This is a genomic window from Enterobacter sp. Bisph1 (genome assembly GCF_000814905.1).
In the GTDB taxonomy this organism is placed as follows: Bacteria; Pseudomonadota; Gammaproteobacteria; order Enterobacterales; family Enterobacteriaceae; genus Kosakonia.
Genome location: NZ_JXAG01000037.1, coordinates 65,659 through 84,478, shown reverse-complemented (window position 1 = coordinate 84,478; position 18,820 = coordinate 65,659). Strand labels below are relative to the sequence as shown.

The window sequence follows — 18,820 nt, the reverse complement described above, 5'->3', positions numbered from 1 at the left end:
TGCGCCCCCCCGCCGCCGCCATAAACGCAGCGTTAGCTTCGTGACGCACCGGGATCGTTTCAATGGAAGAATCAATAAGCGAATCAAACACCTTATCAATTTTGGCACCGGGGATACCAAACACATGTTTGACGCCCTGCGCCTCCAGTTGGGCCACCACCATATCTGCACCGTGGGCCCACTGCTGAACAGGTCTTTTTGTGTTCATCATTTACTCCTTTAAATGTCTGTTAATTCTCAACCGAACGAATGGCCGCATCCAGGTTATCCGGGTGTAAATCGGCGTTGAGAAACGCAGCATCCACCGGGAGATCGATCATCAAATGGTGAATTTCGCCAAACGTCAGCGTGCCGTGATCGAGCTGGTAATCCAGCAGATGTCCGCCGCCGTGGCGGTCGTCGGTAATAAAGTGTTCGTGATAGCCCGCCACATTGATGCCCTGCATATGCTGCGGTGTGCGAAAGCCGACCAGCACGCCATCGCGCCCGTTAAAACGGAACACCGGCTGATCGTCCAGCACGTCGGTCATGGCGCGATAAGGCGGCCTTTGACGCGGCACGGTACGCGTGTGCGCATGGCGAAAATGACCATCGATGCGCAGGGCGCAAAAGAGATTATCGGAGGGGATCTGCTGGTCGATGATATCGTGCAGTTGCTGGCGATTGGCCGGTTTATCCAGCTCAATACAATGCTGAGGTTTAAACCAGGTCATCACCGCGAAAGGGGTTTTCTGATCGGGGCTGGCCGCCCTCGCGCTGCCGTCAGCGCGCAGCTGGTAAACCTGGCTATTAAATGCGATTAACTCGCCATCCAGTTCGTTAAAGGTGCCAAGGCCAAAGTCACCGTGAGTGAGCAAATCGGCGATGGTCGTATTACCCTCATAAACACCGCTTAATAGCGCACTCATTAGCGATGTTTGATATATCACACATTCTGGACGATTTTCTGAAAAAGCACGAAATGTTTCTTTTAGACTTTCTTCGCAAGAACAATCGGTTACATAACTCATTATCCATTACCTCGCTGAGCAGTCGTTAAGAAAAAGTGATTAAATATTGACTCGTTTCAGCGAGAGATTCCAATATAGAAAACATCAGGGTTTGAGATGAATTGGATATGGAACTTCGTTATCTACGCTATTTTGTCGCCGTTGCGCAGACGCAACACTTTACCCGTGCCGCCGAAATGCTGGGCATGTCGCAGCCGCCGTTAAGCCAGCAAATTCGCCGTCTCGAGCAGGAGGTGGGAACGCCGCTGTTTTATCGCCAGACCCGCGGGGTTGAACTGACCGAAGCGGGGGAAGCCTTTTATGAAGATGCCTGCCATATCCTTGCGTTAAGCGATGCGGCAATGGAAAAAGCGAAAGGGATCGCGCGGGGCGTTAATGGCAAACTGTACCTTGGCGTGACCAGCTCCAACGCCTTTCACCCGCAGATTTTTGCCGCGCTGCACCAGTTTCGGCAACGCTATCCACACGTGGCGCTGTATCAGAAAGAGGACAATATGGCGACGCTGATGCAGGAGCTGCATGAGGGGCAGATTGATGTCGCCTTTGTGCGCCTGCCCTGCGAAAACAGCAAGATGTTTAATCTTAAGCTGATTGATGAAGAGCCGATGATGCTGGCGCTGCACCGTTCACATCCGCTGGCGGCGAAAGAGCAGGTAGCGCTCGGCGAACTGGCGCACACGCCGGTAATTATCTTTCCTCAGCAGGTCGCGCCGGGTCTGTATGAACTGGTCTACAACGTCTGCCTGCGTGCGGGCATTGAGATGGAAAATCAGCAGCAAGCCTCGCAGTTCTCCTCTTCCCTGAGTATGGTGGCCGCCGGTTTCGGCTTCGCTATCGTACCGCAGTCCATGACCTGTTTTAGCCATCCCCAGGTTACTTTTCATGCTTTGGCGGAGCAGGCCTTAAAGACGGATGTGGCGCTGGCGTGGCGCAAGTTCGAGCGCTCTCCCACCGTGAAGCGGTTTATTGAGAATTTTAAAGCAGCGCCCGCACTGCAGCGGGCGCGCAGGGGCTAACCACGATGGGTATTGACCACCTGACCGATGCCTTTGCCGTCAAGCGTTGCCTGTGGATCGGCGAAAAAATCGAGATTGAACCAGGTATCGTCAGTCAGTAATTCGATGCGGTGCCAGTACTGCGGCGGCGTAACGCCAAACTGCCCGGCCTCAATCACCACTTCCATTTCAGGCTCTGTCGCCTGTTCGTTGGCAAAACCAAAAAATTTCACCGCGCCATTCATTACCGACAGGCGGCCATAGACGCCCTGTTTGGTGTTGTGATGGGTAAGTAGCGCCTGGGGTACCGTCTCTTTGGACCAGAAGGGCGTAGAACGGGTATGGCGAAAATGAACAGGAATGTGATACTTCATCATGCCTCCTGAGCGGCAATTACCAGCCGCAGACGTTAGTTTCTTCGTCGGACTCATAACCGCGGACGATATTAATTAACTCTTTAACCGAATCGGCGGCATTAAGCGGATCTTTTAACGCTTCAAGTGTAGCAAACTCTTTATCCACCGAGACGCCGTTATTATTATTTGTAACCGTCAAAACCCATTCACCTCTTTGTTGCGTGGCTTTATCAAACTCCGCCACTAATTCGGCGACCGCCTGCACGGCAACATCAGCAATATATAACGACATCGGTTTCAGAAAGATTTTCCCGTGGGTTTCATTACCGGTAAGATTAGCTACCGCTAAAGAGTAACCTTTGTTTTCACTGGTCATCAGCATCACCTCAGCCTTCAATCAAAATTTGCGGATCAACATAAAAATCGACGCTAAATATGGTGTCATCCGTCAGCGCCTCGATGTTGTGCCATTTTTCTGGCGGGAAAACGCCAAATTCACCGGCGTTGATGGTCAATGTATCGATCGGCTGCTGGCTGGTTTCATCGGCATAACCGTAATAGCGAATCGTTCCCTGCAGCACGCTTAAGCGCGGATAGACGCCCTGCCGCGTTCCCGCATCAAGATGGCGCTTCCAGATCGACGCCGGGGCGGTCTCTTTGGTCCAGAACGGCGTTGAGCGGGTGTGAACGTAGTTCGCGGGTATAACAATAGGTTGCATGTTTCATCCTCATTATCTCGTCGCAAGTCGGTGTTGCGCGGAGAGAAAAAGCATTTGTTGCATATCATATACCTGTTTTTGAAATTGTGGACTACTTTTTTTAGGGGCTATTACACAGCGCGTTTTATTACTCAAAAAGGATTATTGTAAAACAGGTTCCAAAGGGAGAAGAATGGGGAATAAATAATTTTCCCATAAGGCACACGGACAATGAAAAACAGATCAAAACTTAATTCATTTTATTATGGCTTTCCGGTATTTTTAGTTACCACACAGGATAACGAGGGTAACGATAATATTTCCGCCGCCTCGTCCTCTATCTCGCTGGGCGAGAAAATTATTATCGGCATCAGTAAAGGGAGTAAGACCTGGCATAATTTTATCGCCGGTTCGGATGCGGTCATTAATATTCCTGACCATACGCTGTGGGAAAACGTTGAACAGATTGGCAGACTCACCGGCGGCGATACGCTTACGGAAAACCAAATTAAATGGGGAACCGAAATTAGCCATGACAAATTCACCCGCGCCGGGTTGCACACGGAAGCCTCCGTCGACGTTGCTCCACCGCGCGTCGCCGAGTGTCCAATTCAGGCCGAATGCCGCCTTGTCTCCACCAGCGACAAAGGTAAGTTTATGCTGGTCGAACTGGATATAGTGAATCTGTGGGTTGAAAACACGCTTTTGGGCGAAAATGACATTGTGGATTCAAGCAAATGGAAACCGCTGATTTTTAATTTCCGTGAGTACACGACGGTGGGTGAAACCCTCGGATTTAACGTGAAATACGGTAACTAAAACAGAGCCTACGCCCCCGCGCACGGGGGCCACATCGTTTATTGCAGCAGTGCCTTATCCCAGTCGCTAAAAATAGTGCCCAGATTGTACTGCGCCGCCTCTTGTTTGCTTAATTGATACTTCTCACCGCCCTGCCCGGCACCCGGTCCGCGGTTTTCAAACTCATAAAAACGACTATCTTCCGGGTAGAACCAGATTTTTTCCCCGGCTTTATCCTTGCCGGACATTTTATCCCAGCCATAGATATGATCATCGATGTCACAGTGGATAAATGCCGCCATGCCGATAGCATTCGGGTCGGCATAGCGGCCATCGGCAAACTGCGTGGTGGGATGCCATGGGCGACCGAGGGCAAAGCTCTTCGCCGGAACTCCAGGCTCTTTGCTGATTTTGCTGTTGATAATTAACAGACCAAACCGTTCATCCGCCTGGGTTGCCGGTGCGGTAAGGTAACCATACGGTGGGGCGATATCGCTGCGATTGCGGGCAATAATCTCGCAGCGGTCAAACACCGCAATGCCCGGGCCGAAGATAAAATCGACATGTCCGCTTACTTCACAGTCGGTGAAATAGCTGCGGCTACCGCTCTTGCTGTAAAACGTATCCTGGTAACCTTCGAGCCGTACATGACGGAAGCGTGCACGATCGGCACCTTCCGATACCATTAGCGCTACCGCCTGGGTATCTTTCAGTTTATTCACATCGCCATCGGGCAACGCGGCATTGGCCGGGAAATCAAAGCTGTTGCGAATGGTCAGATTCTCAATGGTCACGCCTGAGGCACGTACTTCGACGGTGCTGGTGCGTCCGGTACCCAGTTTCTGCCCGTCGCTGCCTAACGCACCGGCTGGCGTATTGGCTTCTATCTGCGTTTGCTCTTTCGATTGCCCTACCAGCGTAACCGGTTTTTCAATCACCAGGCGTTCATTCCAGCGCCCCTCTTTAATTAAAATACGCCACGGCGTTCCACTCGCCGGCGCGGCCTCCAGCGCCTGGCCGATGGTGGCGAACTCCCCGGCTTTCGGCGTGGTGGAGACCACCGCGTTCCATTCCTCCGCGTGGGCGGAAAGGCTGATGCAGGCCAGTAATAGCGCGGAACAGTGCAGTATTTTCATAAACTCTCCTTAGTGTTTTAGTTTTCCGGCAAGGGTGGTTAATGCAGGGGTAAGTCGGATTTGTTCAGCCACCATCGAGGCGACGGCTTCGGCTCCTTTTTGTTGAAAGTGGGTGGTATCAGGGTTAGCGCGCGTGCCGGAGGTTTGCGTTTTATACCAGCGGTAGCGCGGATCGTTGACGTCGACGGCCAGCCAGTAATCCATCCAATCATCGGGATGGGCATTGGCGAAGTTGATGGTTTCGCGTTCCAGATCGATAAGCGGCACGCGGTTACGTTCAGCGGTCTGTTTGATGGTATCGATATAGTTGCCGACAAAGCGGTAACCGGGCTTTTTCACCGTATAGTGGCTGCTCACCACCACATCTTCCGGCCCCTGTTGAAAGGCGGTGGTTCCGGCGCGGTTTTTTACCCGCGTGGTCGGCGTCAAGAGTACCGGCGTTGCACCTGCCGCCCGCGCCAGCGTGATATAGCGCTCAAGGGAGTGCTGAAACGACAGCAGCGGCTGGCCCGGCGGAAACTGCGGATTACCGCTGGCATCATTGGGCCAGGTACAGAGATTCTGCACGTCGGCGGCGCCGCGCACCGCTTTCTCGCTATCGCAATTTTGATCGTTATGCCCGTGGGCGATAAACACATAATCCCCGGGGCGCAGATGGCGAGCCATCTGTTGATACCAGCCTTCGTTGTAGAAATCCCGGCTTGAGCGCCCGGATCGCGCGCCGTTGAGGACCACCACGCCGCTATCGGCGCGAAAAAGCGGCTGAAAGACCTGGCCCCAGCCCATACGCGGCAAACGGGCGGCTTCATAAGTGGCGGCGGTTGAGTCGCTAACCAGTAAAATGCGGGTTTTGGCGTGCTTAATGGCCTGCCTGGCGCGCAGCGCGCCGGGTAACTCTAACGGCTCCCACGGCCCGTTGTTTTGCAGACCGACAATCGGGCGAAATGCGCTGTCCGTCAGCACCGTCGCGCCCGCTTCGCCGCTGTTATTGTCATAATTACGGTTGTGGTTGATCACCGACAGGATCCGCGCCATGCCGTTACCGGTACGCAAGGGCGTTTGCAGCGGATCGGCGGTTTTCGCATCCAGACCGGACTGGCGCAGCGCTTCGGCCATACCGTGGCGAAAATTAGCCAGCGGTTCCGCCAGTAAACCGGCATTCAGCTTGCTTGAATTACCGCGCTCCACCCATTGCTGCGGCCCAACGTAGCCCAGCTTGCCAGCGACTTCGGACACCAGCCGGTCGGTAAAGGGGCTGATGTTGGCGGTATTACGCCGATCCTGTTGCACAGAGATAAGCAACGATGCCAGACAGCGCGCACGCGGCACGTCGCTGCGAATACAGCTTTGATTCGCCTGCGTACGCTTTATTGCCGAGAGCGTAAAGGGTGGCGTAAGGGTATCAATAGAGAGCGAGTAGCGTCCGTTACTGCGGGTGGTGGTAGTGAGCTGCTTGCCGGTGCTGTCGGTCACCGTTACCGATGCGCCCACCAGCGGTGCGTCGGTAAAAACCGCACCTTCAAGTATCGTTTGTGCGCTTGCCACTGCTGGCAGGCAGCACAACAGCACGCTCAATCCCAGAGAGTATTGCATTATTATTCTCCTGAAACAGGTTTTCCCGGCAGGCTGCACCAGGTTGAAAGTTTCTGTTTCTGGAAAATAACTACTAAGCGCGATGACCAAAGGCATCACAATCTACAAAAAGCGTGCATTGTTATGGTGATACAAAACGAAACGAAGTTTTACATATGAAAAACCTTCGTTTTGAGACGCAATTCAAAATTATTGCAAGTGAGACTTTTGCCCTGCAGTAAACGCGGGAGCGTTAATCCCCTCTTTCAAGAAATGAGAATCAAAATTATTATCAAACAATTTGCCAGAAATAACGTTTCGTCAGCACTGCGTAAAATAATTAATGGTTGAAGAATCACAGCAAGATATTCTAAACATTAAGCTTACCTTCACCGCACACAAATATTTCAACTAATCTCTGGTTTATGTATTTGCACGCCGCCACTTCCTTTTAGGCAGATAACAAATTAACATCGGATTACGTGGATTAAATATCACGCATCGCAAAACAGCCTGCACAGGTAAGACAAAAAATTATGAAAAATAAACAGATAGATACCATGGCCAAAGTGGCTATGCGCAGCAGGGGATTATCGGTAAAAGAAAAGCGCGTACGTTTTCAGGGTAAGATTTTTACCTTTAAATATGTTGCCGAGGGTTATGAGGTGTTTTTTGAGGGCCAAAAGATGGATACCATCGCCACAGATAACATCAATCTCGCCATCGCCGCGTTCAAAGAAAAGCACATCAAAACGAAGCGTTAAATATCCTCTCCCCTCTGCTGGCACCCCATCCTTGCACGCTCCGCTTCCGCTGGAAGCCGGGCGAAAGCCTTACACGTTCCTCTCTACACCTCTGCCACCAGACATTTAAAACCCTGTAAATCATAAGGTTGCAGTAATTATTTTTTACACAAAGCGTTTACTTGGAAACGATTATTCATATCATCTTGATAATCACTATCAATAGCTAGTGACTTCACTCGCGGCGCAGGCGAAGCGACGCCGCAGTATCTCGGCTAAATCAGGATCACCATAACAATGAAATCTCGTTATCTTTGGGCGTTAAAACCGTGTTTATTGATGATGTTTACTGCACAGGCCAGCGCTGAGGGTCAAGGGGAAGAGACGTTAACCGTATCCGCCAGCCGCGCCCATCGCAGCGTAACGGATATGGCACAAACGACCTGGGTCATTGAGCAGGCGGAAATTGAGCAACAGGTTCAGGGTGGCAAAGAGTTAAAAGAGGTACTGGCGCAGCTTATCCCCGGTATGGACGTCAGCAGCCAGGGACGCACCAATTACGGGATGAATTTGCGCGGCCGCTCAATGATGGTGATGGTCGACGGCGTGCGCCTGAATTCATCGCGCAGCGATAGCCGCCAGCTCGATGCTATCGATCCGTTTAATATTGAGCGCATCGAAGTGATCTCCGGCGCAACTTCGCTGTACGGCGGCGGCAGTACCGGCGGTTTAATCAATATCGTCACTAAAAAAGGCCAGCCGGAAACCCAGCTTGAGTTCCAGAGCGGCGCCAAGAGCGGGTTCAACAGCCATCACGATCATGATGAAAATATTGCGGCGGCGGTCGGCGGCGGGAACGATAAGGCCTCAGGTCGTCTGTCCGTTGGCTGGCAGCGTTATGGCGGCTGGTATGACGGCAAGGGTAATGAAGCGATCATCGATAACACGCAAACCGGATTACAGTATTCCGACAGGCTGGATGTGATGGGCACCGGCACGCTGAATATCGACGACCATCAGCAGTTGCAGCTCACCACCCAGTATTACAAAAGCCAGTCTGATGGCGATCACGGGCTCTTCCTTGGCAAAAATTTCGCTGCGGTAACCGGTAATGCCAGCGCCTCGAACAAAGGCAATCTGGATTCCGACCGCATTCCTGGCACCGAACGTCATCTTATTAATTTGCAGTACGCCAACAGCGATCTCTGGGGGCAGGACTTATTGGCGCAAATTTTCTATCGTGACGAGAGCCTGACCTATTACCCGTTTCCGACCCTCTCCGGCGGCAGGGTGACGTCGATTGGTGCTTCGCAGCAAAAAACCGATTTCTATGGCGGCAAGCTTACCCTTAACAGCAAACCGCTGGAGGCCTTAACCCTCACCTGGGGCGTCGATGCAGAACACGAAAACTTCGATGCTAATCAGCAGTTTTTCGATCTCAACAAAGCCGCAGCCAGCGGCGGGATGAAGCTCGATAACGCCTATAACGTGGGCCGCTACCCCGGCTACAGCATTACCAATATCGCGCCGTTCCTGCAAAGCAGCTATGACATTGCGGCAATTACCCTGAGTGGCGGCGTGCGCTATCAATATACGCAAAACAGGGTCGACGACTTTGTTGGCTACACTCAGCAGCAGGCTATCGCGACCGGCAAAGCCACATCGGCGGACGCAGTACCCGGCGGCAAAACGGATTACAACAATCTGCTGTTTAACGCCGGAATCCTGGGCCATCTGAGCGAGCGGCAGCAGCTGTGGTTTAACTACTCCCAGGGCTTTGAAATCCCCGATCTGGCGAAATACTACGGTGCCGGAACCTATCAGTTGGTCAACGGCCACTACCGTCTGCTTAACAGCGTAAACGTCAACGATTCAACCCTCGACGGCATAAAAGTGGATGCCTACGAACTGGGCTGGCGCTACACCGGCGACAGTGTGCGTACGCAGATCGCGGCCTATTATTCGCTGTCTGATAAAACCATCAACATTAACAAAAGCGATATGACCATCAATATTGAAGACGACAAGCGTCGTATTTACGGTATTGAAGGACAGGTGGATTACTTCTTCACCGATAGCGAATGGAGCACCGGCGCGAATTTCAATGCCATCAAGTCACAGACCCGCGTCGACGGAAAATGGCAGAAACTGACGGTAGACAGCGCCAGCCCGTCGAAGATGAGCGCGTGGATTAACTGGGCGCCGGGCGACTGGACGCTGCGTCTGCAAAGCACCCAGACATTTGATCTTTCGGACGCCAATGGCAAGCATATCGACGGCTATAACACCGTAGATCTGCTCGGCAGTTACCTGCTGCCGGTCGGTAAACTCAGTTTTAGCGTTGAGAACCTGCTGGACAAAGATTACACCACCGCCTGGGGCCAGCGCGCGCCGGGGCTGTACAGCCCGACTTACGGCGCGGCAGATTTATATACCTATAAAGGCCGCGGTCGTACTTTCGGGGTTAATTACTCACTTTTATTTTAAATAACCTCGCCGCCTGTTATGCAGGCGGCAATATTCTTTTATGACCTGACGCAAACGCAAAAAAGCCGCTATCCTCAGTATAAATTTAACTGAAACTGTCGCGACTATTTATTTCCTTAAGCCAAATAATAATGGATGCCGCCATCTAATTACTGGCACATAAACTCAGATATAAAATATATCCAACCAATGCCTGCTTACTATAAACATTGGCTTGCCTGAGACGAGGCGTTGCATCCATTTTAATATCCCTAAAATAAAACAGGATTTATTAAAGAAGTTTATTGCATATCCGTAGGTGCAGATTCACCAGCGGTTAACGGCGTTGCCTGCGTCTGGGCTTTGGCGTCGAGCGTTTGTTGTTCCGCTGCGCTGCGCTGTTTCTCCAGCTGGGCGGTGGCTAACGCTTGCGGGGTCACTTTCTTACCCGAAAAAGCATCTACCATTTCCGTTCTGCCGTCAGGATATTTGACGATGGTTACCAGCCGACCACCAAACTGCGGAATACCGGTCATTGCCAGCGAATAATCAATCTCATGATTTTCCAGCTTTTTCTTCTCTTCAACCTGTTGTTCGGCTTTTAAAGCATTACTGTGTTTATGTTTTTCTGCTCGCGCCGAGAGCGTAACCCGGGTGCTCTCGTCGTGTGCTGCCGTGTTTGCCGTGCCCTCTTCTTTCAGGATGGCGGATTTAGGGCTGCTGTTTTCGTGTGTAGGGGCAAGCTGCGAACTTGCCTGAATTGCCTGAATCTCCTGCATCATTATCTCCACGTTTCATGACCAGATAATTAGCTAAATGACGCCTGCCTGAGCCGTAAAAAGATCCTCATAACGATTATCGACAGGTGCCTGAAACATATTAATAACAAATAACACTCAACGCCGAAGATTTACAAACGAAATTAAAATAAGAAACCATTCAATAATAATGCGGCAATTTTAGTTAAATCAGCGCCATATGGAAAAATATAATTTAAGTCAGCGCATTTAATTAATCACTGAACGTCGCGCCATTTATTTCACCAAAAATTAACATGTGAAATATTCAGCAAACCCCTCACGCGGCGCAAAATTTTCGCCCACGGCGAGGCAATATGTTGGCGCTGTGTTTCACTTAACCGCATCGCTGGCAAAGCGCCTTTCCCCTGGCTGCGGCATGCTGCTACGCTATGAAGTCGAACAAAATATAAAATATCAGGAGTAAAAATGAGCCAACAACCGCTTCGCGCCGCCCCGCTCACCTGGGGCCACGGCCCGCGTACCTTTGAAGTTTTTATCGAGCCAACCTGCCCTTTCTCCGTTCGCGCCTTTAACAAACTGGACGCGCTGCTTGAAGAGGTTGGCGAAGAGAATGTGACCGTGAAGATCCGTCTGCAATCGCAGCCCTGGCATCTCTTTTCCGGTGTGATTGTACGCTGCATTTTGGCGGCGTCGACGCTGGCAGACGGGCGAAATGCCGCCCATAAAGTGCTGCGGGCGGTTGCCGATCATCGCGAAGAGTTTGAATTTACCGACCATTGCAGCGGCCCGAATATGGACACCACGCCGCAGCAGATTATTGAACGCATCGAACGCTACAGCGGTGTGCAACTGGCCGAGGCGTTTGCGCGCCCGGAACTGCAGGCGGAAATCAAATGGCACTGCAAATATGCGCGCCAGAACGGCATTCATGTTTCGCCCACTTTTATGGTTAACGGGCTGGTGCAACTGGATCTCGGTAGCGGCGACGATATCAGCGTGTGGGCGCAGCGTATCCTCGCTTAAGCCAGTGCTACACTGCTTTTTAGGTTGTTTTCCCTCTTCAATCCATTAACAGAAGGCAGGCCAAAATGTCAGACAACTATCAGCCCCCAAAAGTCTGGACGTGGGATAAATCCGGCGGCGGCGCGTTTGCGAATATCAACCGCCCGGTTTCCGGTGCCACCCATGAGCAAGAATTGCCGGTGGGTAAACACCCGTTACAGCTTTACTCCCTCGGCACGCCCAACGGCCAGAAAGTGACCATTATGCTGGAAGAGCTGCTGGCGAAAGGCGTCAGCGCGGCAGAGTATGACGCCTGGCTGATTCGCATTGGTGAAGGCGATCAGTTCTCCAGCGGGTTTGTGGATGTTAACCCGAACTCGAAAATCCCGGCGCTGCGCGACCACAGCACCACGCCGCCAACGCGGGTGTTTGAATCCGGCGCTATCCTGCTCTATCTGGCAGAAAAATTTGGCCACTTCCTGCCAAAAGATCCGGCCAAACGCACCGAAACGCTGAACTGGCTGTTCTGGCTGCAGGGTGCTGCCCCGTTCCTCGGCGGCGGTTTTGGTCACTTTTATAACTACGCGCCGGTGAAGATTGAGTACGCTATTAATCGCTTTACCATGGAAGCGAAACGTCAGCTTGATGTGCTGAATAAACAGCTGGCGAAGCAGACCTTTGTCGTCGGGGATGAGTACACCATTGCTGATATGGCAATTTGGCCATGGTATGGCAATGTGGTGCTCGGCAACGTTTATAACGCGGCGGAGTTCCTGGACGCCGACAGCTATACCCACGTCCAGCGCTGGGCGAAAGCAATCGCCGAGCGTCCGGCGGTGAAACGTGGTCGTATGGTAAACCGCACCTTTGGCGAGCCGCACGAACAGCTGCACGAACGTCACGACGCCAGCGATTTCGACACGCAAACGGAAGATAAACGCAACGCCTGATTTTTCCAACCGGGCGCTATTTCGCCCGGTTTATTCCCCCCTTCCCCGGCGCTTGCGCTCTTTTTTAGCCAGTATATTTACTTAACCGATATCCGTGGTAAGAATGCTTTTTACTGACTCTCCGCGTACCAACTTTTTGAAAAGCTGGCCTTTCAGCAGCCACAGCGCAGCGCGCGGTAAGTTGCCGATTTCGCCAACGTTTTAATATGAGGAAAGCCGATGAAGCGCGCGCGCCAGCAAACGATTTTGCAGCTCCTTGCCCGCGAGGAAAGCATTACCACCCAGGCGCTGGCGCTACAGTTGGGCGTTAGCATCGAAACCATTCGTCGCGACCTGAAGCTGCTGCAAACGGAAGGCAAAATTGTTCGTCGCCACGGACGGGCGCGTACGCTGCACTCAACCTTGCATGACGGCGGTGAGCCGTTTCGCACCCGGCTGAAAAGCCATTATGCCGATAAAGCCGATATTGCCCGCCACGCCCTGAACTGGATAGAACCGGGAATGACGCTGGCGCTGGATGCCAGCTCCACCTGCTTTCATCTCGCACGACAGCTGCCGGATATCCCGCTGACGGTTATTACCAACAGTTTACCGGTGTGTCAGGAGATGGCGCGGCGGGAAAATATTGAGCTTATCTGCACGGGCGGCCGTCTGGCGCGCACGGAACGTTGCTACGTGAACCCGGCGCTGGTCAGCCTGCTCAAGACGCTGGAGATCGATCTGTTTATCTTCTCGGTGGAAGGGGTGGACGCCCACGGCGATATGTGGGATTCAACGCGCCACAATGCCGCGTTTAAAGCGCAGTTGCTGCGCCGCGCCCAGCAATCACTGTTATTGATAGACCGGAGTAAATTTTATCGCGCCAGCGAGGCGAAGATGGGCAACCTGTCGCAGGTCACGCAAATGGTGACGGATGCGAAAATTGCTGCGCCTCATCTGTGAGGCGCAAACTCATCGATTTCCATATTGCGCAGGGCTTCGAGGGTTGCCAGCGCTTCCTGTTCATCAATCACGCTCATGGCGAAACCAACATGCACCAGCACCCACTGACCTAATAGTTCACGGGGGGAATCCTCACACACCAGGGCAATATTGACATCGCGGCGCACACCGCACACATCTACCTGCGCCAGTTGATGAAAATCTTCGCCGACGGCCACCACCTGACCCGGTACGCCTATACACATTGTCGCGTTACTCCACTTCGATACTTTTAACCTGCACGCCTTCGTTCTGCGCGATATGCAGCGTCGGGCAGTGGCACAGCGGGCACTCGTCATAGCGCTCGGCTGCTACCGCCTGGCTACAGGTCCAGCACCAGGCCTGCGCCGGCTTATGGATAATGTGCAGCTCGCAATCCTGTGCCAGCGTTTCACGGCAGGCGATGGAAAAACCAAAACGCAGCGCGCTCTCTTCCACGCACGCCAGCGCGCCCACTTCGAGCCACACGCCGGTCACGCGCTGCGCGCCATTTTTCCGCGCCTGCTGTTCAATAATCTCCACCGCGTTCAGGCACAGGGATAATTCATGCATGCAGACGGCTCCTCACCCCCTGCAGCAGGCCACGGCGGCTTATCGCCGCATCTGCCACTGGCAGAGAGAGTGCCATTTTCAGGCAGTTATTGGCCAGCGCCAGCGCCGCGTCGGCAGTTAACCCGCGATCGACAGGTGACATTAGCGAACAGCTTAAGTATTGCCCCAGCGACGGCAATTCGCCGATGGTAAAGGCGATTTCACCATAGGGCAGTTGTAGCCCCAGCCGTTCTCCCACTCGCCGCCGCGGCCAGCACTGCTGCGGCCCCGGATAGATTTGCAGGCTCAGCATCCAGGGCGTCAGTACGCAGCCGAGCCACTGCCCTTCAAACAGGGTAAATGGCGTGACGTATACCGGCATGGCGGGATGAAGAAACGGCAGATCGTGCATCTCGTTTGCCGCAACGGAGATAAAAGCCGTCTGCACCGCGCCGTGTGGCGAAAGCTCAAAGCCTGCAAGCTCATTTTGCATCGGCAGCCTCCCGCAGCTGTGGCGTCACGCCGGATTCGCGCAGCGCGTCGAGCACTCTTTCAAGGGCGGCTTCAAGGCTGGCTTCCACCACCGGCGTCATGCCGATGTGCGGCTCGAGCGAGGCGGGAATAACGCCAATCAGCGTCAGTTTTTTGGGAAATTCACCGGTAAAGCGCAGCGCCGACAGCACGTCAGATAGCCCCAACTGGTGCGGTGAAATTTTATTGCAAAACAGCGTTGGCACTTCGTCATCACGCAGGCAGATAACCGAACCGGGGGCGTTTTTACGGCTGACAACCGCATCCGTGATGATCAGATGATCGCGATTCGCCATCGCCTCAAGCAGCTCCATGCCTGCGGTGCCGCCGTCCAGAACTTCAACATGATCCGGCAGGGAGTAGCGCTGCTCGAGCGCCTCTACCACGCGCACACCGATGGCTTCGTCAGTGAGCAAAATATTGCCCACTCCCAACACTAAAATCGACATCACAGCACCTTCACCGCAACCACATCATTGCCATCGGCATCCACCACATGCACCGCGCAGGACATGCACGGGTCAAAGGAGTGAACGGTGCGCACCACTTCCAGCGGTTTTTGCACGTCGGCAACCGGCGTGCCGACCAGCGACAGTTCATAAGGCCCGGCATCGTCATTGAAGTTGCGCGGACCGGCGTTCCACGTCGACGGCACCACGGCCTGGTAGTTATCAATTTTGCCATCTTTGATAACAATCCAGTGGGAGAGCATGCCGCGCGGCGCTTCAAGAAAGCTGACGCCTTTAAACTCGCCGCTGGTGGGGATGTCGGTGTGGGCGATGGTTTGCACGTCGCCTTTACCAATGTTGTCAATTAACGCCTGGTATTGCTGCTGTAACACCTGATGCAGCTCGCAGGCATGAACGGTACGGCCAATAATGCGCCCCAGCGTCGAGTGCAGCTGTTCCGTCGTCACGGTGTTGCCCGTCAGCTTCTGATAAATAGCGGTAATGTCCTGCAGTTTTTCCGTGGTGACAGGGTGTTTTGCCGCCAGCTTGCAGAGCATATTGGCAAGGGGGCCGACTTCGACGGTTTTGCCGTAAAAGGTCGGCGATTTCACCCACGAATATTTCCCCTCCTCCTGCCAGCCGGTGTAGTTCGGTAGCGTAGTGCCCTGCCAGGGCTCCTGCGGCGCTTCATCTTTATACCAGGCGTGTTTAGCACTCTCCTGAATACCTTTGATCAGGAAGGGATCGTTGTAGGTAGTGATTTCACGGTACGTAGCAAGATCGCCATTTTCGATGTACCCACCAGTAAACAGGAAGCTGCCGTTATTGGCATCGGTGGGAAATTCCGGCGCGCTGAGATAGTTAACCGCGCCTTTCCCCAGCGCGAGCCACTCGGGATAGAACGCCGCGATCACCGCCGTATCGACTTTGTAAACCTGCTCGATAAAGCCCTCGAGCTTGTCGATAAACGATTTCAGGTACATCAGCCGTTCCAGATTGAGCACTTCGATGCCGTCGAGGTTTATCGGGTTGGCGACGCCGCCCACCGCCAGATTTTGAATATGCGGCGATTTACCGCCAAGCAGCGCCACGATGCGGTTGGCATCGCGCTGGCACTCCAGCGCTTGCAGGTAGTGCGCCACCGCAATCAGATTCACTTCCGGCGGCAGCTTCATCGCCGCATGGCCCCAATAGCCGTTGGCGAAAATGCCCAACTGGCCGCTGGCCACCAGCGCTTTGATTTTATCCTGCACCGCTTTAAATTCGTTTTCGCTATTGAGGGGCCAGTCGGACAGCCCCTGCAACAGCGCGGCGGCTTTTGCCGGGTCGGCATTCAGCGCGCTGGTAATGTCCACCCAGTCGAGGGCGGATAACTGATAGAAATGGACGATATGATCGTGAATCGAGTGGGCGGCCAGAATAATGTTGCGGATGTACTGCGCATTGAGAGGCACTTTCACCTCCAGCGCGCTCTCCACCGCCCGCACCGAGGCCACGGCGTGAATGGTGGTGCAGACGCCGCAGATACGCTGCATGATTATCCATGCATCGCGCGGATCGCGGTGTTTAACAATCTCTTCCATCCCGCGCCACATGGTTCCCGACGACCAGGCCTTTGTCACAACGCCGTTTTCAATTTCGCAATCAATGCGTAAATGACCCTCAATGCGGGTCACCGGATCAATGGTGATACGTTGACTCATGCTTCACTCGCCTTATGTCGCACAGGTGTTTTTAACGGAGGAATAATCGGCAACAGACGTATCAGTAAGATGTACGCGCACACTTCAATTGCCACAAAACCAATGGAGATCAGAAGCTCTTCCGCCGCCGGGAAGTAGCCATAGCCGTTGCCGGGATTAAAGGCCAACAGCGAATAGGAGAGCCGCCACAGCGCACAGCCGAGCAGCATACTTAACGCGCCGAGAAACAACGCGCGGGAATCACGACGCAGCTGCGGCGCGCGCAGGATCAGCAGGGGTAAAGCCAGCAGCGCTATTTCAAGCCAGAACAGCAGGCTGTAAAAATCGCCAGCGAAGGCGTAACGCCATTTGTCGCGCCAGGCGATTTCACCAAAGCGCAGCACGAGAAATAACATTAACAGCACGCTGAGCACGCCCATTAGCTTGCCAAACAGCCGTTTTTCATTCGCCCCTCTGCCGCGCAGGCTGGCCTGCATTAAAGATCCTTCGAAAATGACTATCGAAAAACCCATAATAAAGGCGGTCAACAGGGAGAAAACCGGCAACATTTCATAGCTCTGCCACAGGGGATAGACTTTATAGCCGGCAGCAATCATCAGCGATCCCATTGAGGACTGGTGCATGGTCGGCAGCAGCGCGCCAAGGGCGATAATAAAAAACATCGCTTTGTTCAGACGGCGCAGCGACACTTTCCAGCCGAGCCGTTCCAGCAGCGCCGGGGCAAATTCCAGCGTCATCACGCCAATATAAATCGTCATGCAGACGGCGGTTTCAAACAGCACCGAATTGACATTGAAATGGCCCGGAATATAGAAGTACGGCAAATTCCAGTAGCGCCCGACATCAATGGTGATGGATAAGCCGCCGAGTGAATAACCGAACAGACTACACAGCAGCGCCGGGCGCACCAGCGGATGATATTCACCACGATTAAAGACATATACCGCCCACGCCAACGCCCAGCCGCCGCAGGCGAAGCCGGTGCCAATCAGCAAATCAAAGGCGATCCAGATCCCCCACGGATAACCACCGTTCAGATCCGATACCGATCCCAGCCCGAAGATCAAACGCTTGAGAATAAAGATCGCGCACAGCACGATCAGCGGGGCGAAGATCAGCACCGGTTTACTTACAAGCTTACCGCCCATCGGTTGTGGATCATGACTCATGATCGCCTCCGTCATGCTTCTCTTTGCTGTTGCGCCGTACCAGCGCGGTCAGACCCGCCAGCACGGCAAGGGGTAACATCATCCCTTTGTAGACCGTATGCTGAACATGCTCTGAACGTGCGCCGGTCGCCAGATCGTCGAGTGCCGGTAAACCTAAATTCTGGTAAGGCACCCCGGTAAGCACCAGCACTTGCGTGCCACCGCCCTCCTTCTCGCCATAAAGATGCGGATGATAGTGGGCAACAGTGTGCAGATAGGTATCGTGAGTTTTTAAGGTCTGGCGCGGGTAGCGATATTCAACGCCGGGCTGCATTGCCAGACGTTTTTTGGCTTCTTCAAGCAGTTCTTCGCGGGTGCCGAAAATCACCGCGCCCGCCGGGCAAACCTCAACGCAGCCGGGCAGCTCGCCGTTATCGAGACGCGCCACCCCTTTCTGATTACAGAGCTGGCACTTATGCAGCGCGCCAAAGGGATTGTCATAGTCATATTTCGGCACATCGAACGGGCAGGCGACCATGCAGTAACGACAGCCGGTACAGACGCTTTCGTTGTAGTGAACGATGCCGGTAACCGCATCTTTTCTCAGCGCCTGCACCGGGCAAACGGAGACGCAGTTAGCATCCACACAGTGCATACACTGTTTTTTGATATAGGCGTAGCCGTCCTGCAGCTGGTCTTTGTTTTTCCCGTTGCCGCTATGCCAGACCTGAATGATGTTATTGGTGTAGGGCGAGAGTTTGTCGTTATTCGACCAGGTTTGCTCGCCCTGGGGATTGCGCTGCGGGGCGTTGATCTGCTGGCAGCGACTGACGCAGGCCTGACAGCCAACGCAAAGGGTGGAGTCGTATAGCATTCCCAGGGCGCCGGGGATCGGCGGGCGGTTTTGCGCCGCGGCGAAACTCGCGGACGATCCCCCCACCAGCAGCGCCCCGCCGGACGCCACTTTGAGAAAATCACGTCTGTTCACGG

22 protein-coding genes are annotated in these 18,820 nt (G+C 53.6%); 7 read left to right on the top strand and 15 right to left on the bottom strand.

Going from position 1 to position 18,820, the window contains the following annotated elements:
* The coding region (locus RW65_RS12095) for a thiamine pyrophosphate-binding protein (protein WP_039056996.1) at positions 1-208 on the bottom strand (208 nt) is incomplete at its 3' end.
* Between the two features lie 22 nt (positions 209-230).
* Positions 231-1,010, bottom strand: a complete 780-nt coding sequence (gene budA / locus RW65_RS12090) for an acetolactate decarboxylase (protein WP_039056995.1) — start codon at positions 1,008-1,010, stop codon at positions 231-233.
* 107 nt (positions 1,011-1,117) lie between these two features.
* Here budA and RW65_RS12085 point away from each other — a divergent pair, with 107 nt between their 5' ends.
* Positions 1,118-2,026 carry a LysR family transcriptional regulator gene (locus tag RW65_RS12085; RefSeq protein ID WP_052250306.1) on the top strand — a complete coding sequence of 303 codons (909 nt, stop codon included), beginning with the start codon at positions 1,118-1,120 and terminating at the stop codon, positions 2,024-2,026.
* Here the strand turns inward: RW65_RS12085 and RW65_RS12080 are convergent.
* The 3 genes from RW65_RS12080 to RW65_RS12070 are packed head-to-tail and all read right to left on the bottom strand — an operon-like array spanning position 2,023 to position 3,080.
* A complete protein-coding gene (locus RW65_RS12080; protein WP_039056994.1) occupies positions 2,023-2,379 on the bottom strand; it encodes a TehB family protein in 357 nt (118 codons plus the stop codon). The two genes, RW65_RS12085 and RW65_RS12080, sit on opposite strands and share 4 nt — an antisense overlap.
* A 19-nt stretch (positions 2,380-2,398) precedes the next feature.
* On the bottom strand, positions 2,399-2,737 hold the full coding sequence (locus RW65_RS12075) for a DUF1869 domain-containing protein (RefSeq protein ID WP_039056999.1): 339 nt from the start codon (positions 2,735-2,737) through the stop codon (positions 2,399-2,401).
* Between the two features lie 10 nt (positions 2,738-2,747).
* Positions 2,748-3,080 carry a TehB family protein gene (locus RW65_RS12070; RefSeq protein WP_039056993.1) on the bottom strand — a complete coding sequence of 111 codons (333 nt, stop codon included), beginning with the start codon at positions 3,078-3,080 and terminating at the stop codon, positions 2,748-2,750.
* Between the two features lie 210 nt (positions 3,081-3,290).
* Between RW65_RS12070 and RW65_RS12065 the strand changes: the two genes are divergently transcribed.
* Complete coding sequence (locus RW65_RS12065) at positions 3,291-3,878, top strand: flavin reductase family protein (protein WP_039056992.1); 588 nt, start codon at positions 3,291-3,293, stop codon at positions 3,876-3,878.
* Positions 3,879-3,916: 38 nt separating this feature from the next.
* Here RW65_RS12065 and RW65_RS12060 read toward each other — a convergent pair whose 3' ends face one another.
* Complete coding sequence (locus RW65_RS12060; RefSeq protein WP_039056991.1) at positions 3,917-4,993, bottom strand: pectinesterase family protein; 1,077 nt, start codon at positions 4,991-4,993, stop codon at positions 3,917-3,919.
* A 9-nt stretch (positions 4,994-5,002) separates the two neighbouring features.
* Positions 5,003-6,586 (bottom strand): GDSL-type esterase/lipase family protein, encoded by a 1,584-nt coding sequence (locus tag RW65_RS12055; RefSeq protein WP_039056990.1) that lies wholly within the window; start codon positions 6,584-6,586, stop codon positions 5,003-5,005.
* Positions 6,587-7,101: 515 nt separating this feature from the next.
* Here RW65_RS12055 and RW65_RS12050 point away from each other — a divergent pair.
* Together RW65_RS12050 and RW65_RS12045 are read left to right on the top strand one after the other, a co-directional pair.
* Positions 7,102-7,329, top strand: coding sequence for a hypothetical protein (locus RW65_RS12050; RefSeq protein ID WP_039056989.1), 228 nt, complete (start codon positions 7,102-7,104; stop codon positions 7,327-7,329).
* 276 nt (positions 7,330-7,605) lie between these two features.
* Positions 7,606-9,795, top strand: a complete 2,190-nt coding sequence (locus tag RW65_RS12045; protein ID WP_039056988.1) for a TonB-dependent siderophore receptor — start codon at positions 7,606-7,608, stop codon at positions 9,793-9,795.
* Between the two features lie 281 nt (positions 9,796-10,076).
* Here the strand turns inward: RW65_RS12045 and RW65_RS12040 are convergent, their stop codons facing one another.
* Positions 10,077-10,556 (bottom strand): hypothetical protein, encoded by a 480-nt coding sequence (locus RW65_RS12040; RefSeq protein WP_231564384.1) that lies wholly within the window; start codon positions 10,554-10,556, stop codon positions 10,077-10,079.
* A 444-nt stretch (positions 10,557-11,000) separates the two neighbouring features.
* Here RW65_RS12040 and RW65_RS12035 point away from each other — a divergent pair, with 444 nt between their 5' ends.
* The 3 genes from RW65_RS12035 to fucR all read left to right on the top strand — a co-directional run bounded on the left by RW65_RS12035 (position 11,001) and on the right by fucR (position 13,429).
* Complete coding sequence (locus tag RW65_RS12035; RefSeq protein ID WP_039056986.1) at positions 11,001-11,558, top strand: DsbA family protein; 558 nt, start codon at positions 11,001-11,003, stop codon at positions 11,556-11,558.
* A 65-nt stretch (positions 11,559-11,623) separates the two neighbouring features.
* Positions 11,624-12,487 (top strand): glutathione-dependent disulfide-bond oxidoreductase, encoded by an 864-nt coding sequence (yghU, locus tag RW65_RS12030; protein WP_039056985.1) that lies wholly within the window; start codon positions 11,624-11,626, stop codon positions 12,485-12,487.
* Between the two features lie 219 nt (positions 12,488-12,706).
* Positions 12,707-13,429: an L-fucose operon activator gene (gene fucR, locus RW65_RS12025; protein WP_039056984.1), complete on the top strand. Its 723-nt coding sequence runs from the start codon at positions 12,707-12,709 to the stop codon at positions 13,427-13,429.
* Here the strand turns inward: fucR and hybG are convergent.
* From hybG to hybA, 7 genes are read right to left on the bottom strand one after another with little or no spacing between them, the layout of a single operon-like run.
* Positions 13,420-13,674 carry a hydrogenase maturation factor HybG gene (hybG, locus tag RW65_RS12020; RefSeq protein ID WP_039056983.1) on the bottom strand — a complete coding sequence of 85 codons (255 nt, stop codon included), beginning with the start codon at positions 13,672-13,674 and terminating at the stop codon, positions 13,420-13,422. The two genes, fucR and hybG, sit on opposite strands and share 10 nt — an antisense overlap.
* Positions 13,675-13,681: 7 nt before the next feature.
* Positions 13,682-14,020 (bottom strand): hydrogenase maturation nickel metallochaperone HypA, encoded by a 339-nt coding sequence (hypA, locus tag RW65_RS12015; protein WP_039056982.1) that lies wholly within the window; start codon positions 14,018-14,020, stop codon positions 13,682-13,684.
* A complete protein-coding gene (hybE, locus tag RW65_RS12010; RefSeq protein WP_039056981.1) occupies positions 14,013-14,492 on the bottom strand; it encodes a hydrogenase-2 assembly chaperone in 480 nt (159 codons plus the stop codon). The genes hypA and hybE overlap by 8 nt, the downstream gene beginning before the upstream one ends.
* Entirely contained in the window at positions 14,482-14,979 is a 498-nt protein-coding gene (locus RW65_RS12005) for a HyaD/HybD family hydrogenase maturation endopeptidase (protein WP_039056980.1), read from the bottom strand. Before RW65_RS12005 ends, hybE begins: the two co-directional genes overlap by 11 nt.
* The gene (hybC, locus tag RW65_RS12000; protein WP_039056979.1) at positions 14,979-16,682 is read right to left on the bottom strand and encodes a hydrogenase 2 large subunit; all 1,704 of its coding nucleotides are present in this window, start codon (positions 16,680-16,682) and stop codon (positions 14,979-14,981) included. The genes RW65_RS12005 and hybC overlap by 1 nt, the downstream gene beginning before the upstream one ends.
* On the bottom strand, positions 16,679-17,851 hold the full coding sequence (hybB, locus tag RW65_RS11995) for a Ni/Fe-hydrogenase cytochrome b subunit (RefSeq protein ID WP_039056978.1): 1,173 nt from the start codon (positions 17,849-17,851) through the stop codon (positions 16,679-16,681). Before hybB ends, hybC begins: the two co-directional genes overlap by 4 nt.
* Positions 17,841-18,818 (bottom strand): hydrogenase 2 operon protein HybA, encoded by a 978-nt coding sequence (gene hybA / locus RW65_RS11990; RefSeq protein WP_039056977.1) that lies wholly within the window; start codon positions 18,816-18,818, stop codon positions 17,841-17,843. Before hybA ends, hybB begins: the two co-directional genes overlap by 11 nt.
* Between the last annotated feature and the right edge of the window lie 2 nt (positions 18,819-18,820).

Coding starts and splice junctions, on each gene's coding strand:
- RW65_RS12035 (WP_039056986.1), top strand. CDS start 11,001: ATGAGCCAACAACCGCTTCGCGCCGCCCCGCTCACCTGGGGCCACGGC.
- RW65_RS12045 (WP_039056988.1), top strand. CDS start 7,606: ATGAAATCTCGTTATCTTTGGGCGTTAAAACCGTGTTTATTGATGATG.
- RW65_RS12085 (WP_052250306.1), top strand. CDS start 1,118: ATGGAACTTCGTTATCTACGCTATTTTGTCGCCGTTGCGCAGACGCAA.
- hybC (WP_039056979.1), bottom strand. CDS start 16,682: ATGAGTCAACGTATCACCATTGATCCGGTGACCCGCATTGAGGGTCAT.
- RW65_RS12065 (WP_039056992.1), top strand. CDS start 3,291: ATGAAAAACAGATCAAAACTTAATTCATTTTATTATGGCTTTCCGGTA.
- RW65_RS12075 (WP_039056999.1), bottom strand. CDS start 2,737: ATGACCAGTGAAAACAAAGGTTACTCTTTAGCGGTAGCTAATCTTACC.
- hybB (WP_039056978.1), bottom strand. CDS start 17,851: ATGAGTCATGATCCACAACCGATGGGCGGTAAGCTTGTAAGTAAACCG.
- RW65_RS12080 (WP_039056994.1), bottom strand. CDS start 2,379: ATGAAGTATCACATTCCTGTTCATTTTCGCCATACCCGTTCTACGCCC.
- RW65_RS12005 (WP_039056980.1), bottom strand. CDS start 14,979: ATGTCGATTTTAGTGTTGGGAGTGGGCAATATTTTGCTCACTGACGAA.
- hybE (WP_039056981.1), bottom strand. CDS start 14,492: ATGCAAAATGAGCTTGCAGGCTTTGAGCTTTCGCCACACGGCGCGGTG.
- RW65_RS12055 (WP_039056990.1), bottom strand. CDS start 6,586: ATGCAATACTCTCTGGGATTGAGCGTGCTGTTGTGCTGCCTGCCAGCA.
- yghU (WP_039056985.1), top strand. CDS start 11,624: ATGTCAGACAACTATCAGCCCCCAAAAGTCTGGACGTGGGATAAATCC.
- budA (WP_039056995.1), bottom strand. CDS start 1,010: ATGAGTTATGTAACCGATTGTTCTTGCGAAGAAAGTCTAAAAGAAACA.
- RW65_RS12040 (WP_231564384.1), bottom strand. CDS start 10,556: ATGATGCAGGAGATTCAGGCAATTCAGGCAAGTTCGCAGCTTGCCCCT.
- RW65_RS12050 (WP_039056989.1), top strand. CDS start 7,102: ATGAAAAATAAACAGATAGATACCATGGCCAAAGTGGCTATGCGCAGC.
- fucR (WP_039056984.1), top strand. CDS start 12,707: ATGAAGCGCGCGCGCCAGCAAACGATTTTGCAGCTCCTTGCCCGCGAG.
- RW65_RS12060 (WP_039056991.1), bottom strand. CDS start 4,993: ATGAAAATACTGCACTGTTCCGCGCTATTACTGGCCTGCATCAGCCTT.
- hybG (WP_039056983.1), bottom strand. CDS start 13,674: ATGTGTATAGGCGTACCGGGTCAGGTGGTGGCCGTCGGCGAAGATTTT.
- hypA (WP_039056982.1), bottom strand. CDS start 14,020: ATGCATGAATTATCCCTGTGCCTGAACGCGGTGGAGATTATTGAACAG.
- RW65_RS12070 (WP_039056993.1), bottom strand. CDS start 3,080: ATGCAACCTATTGTTATACCCGCGAACTACGTTCACACCCGCTCAACG.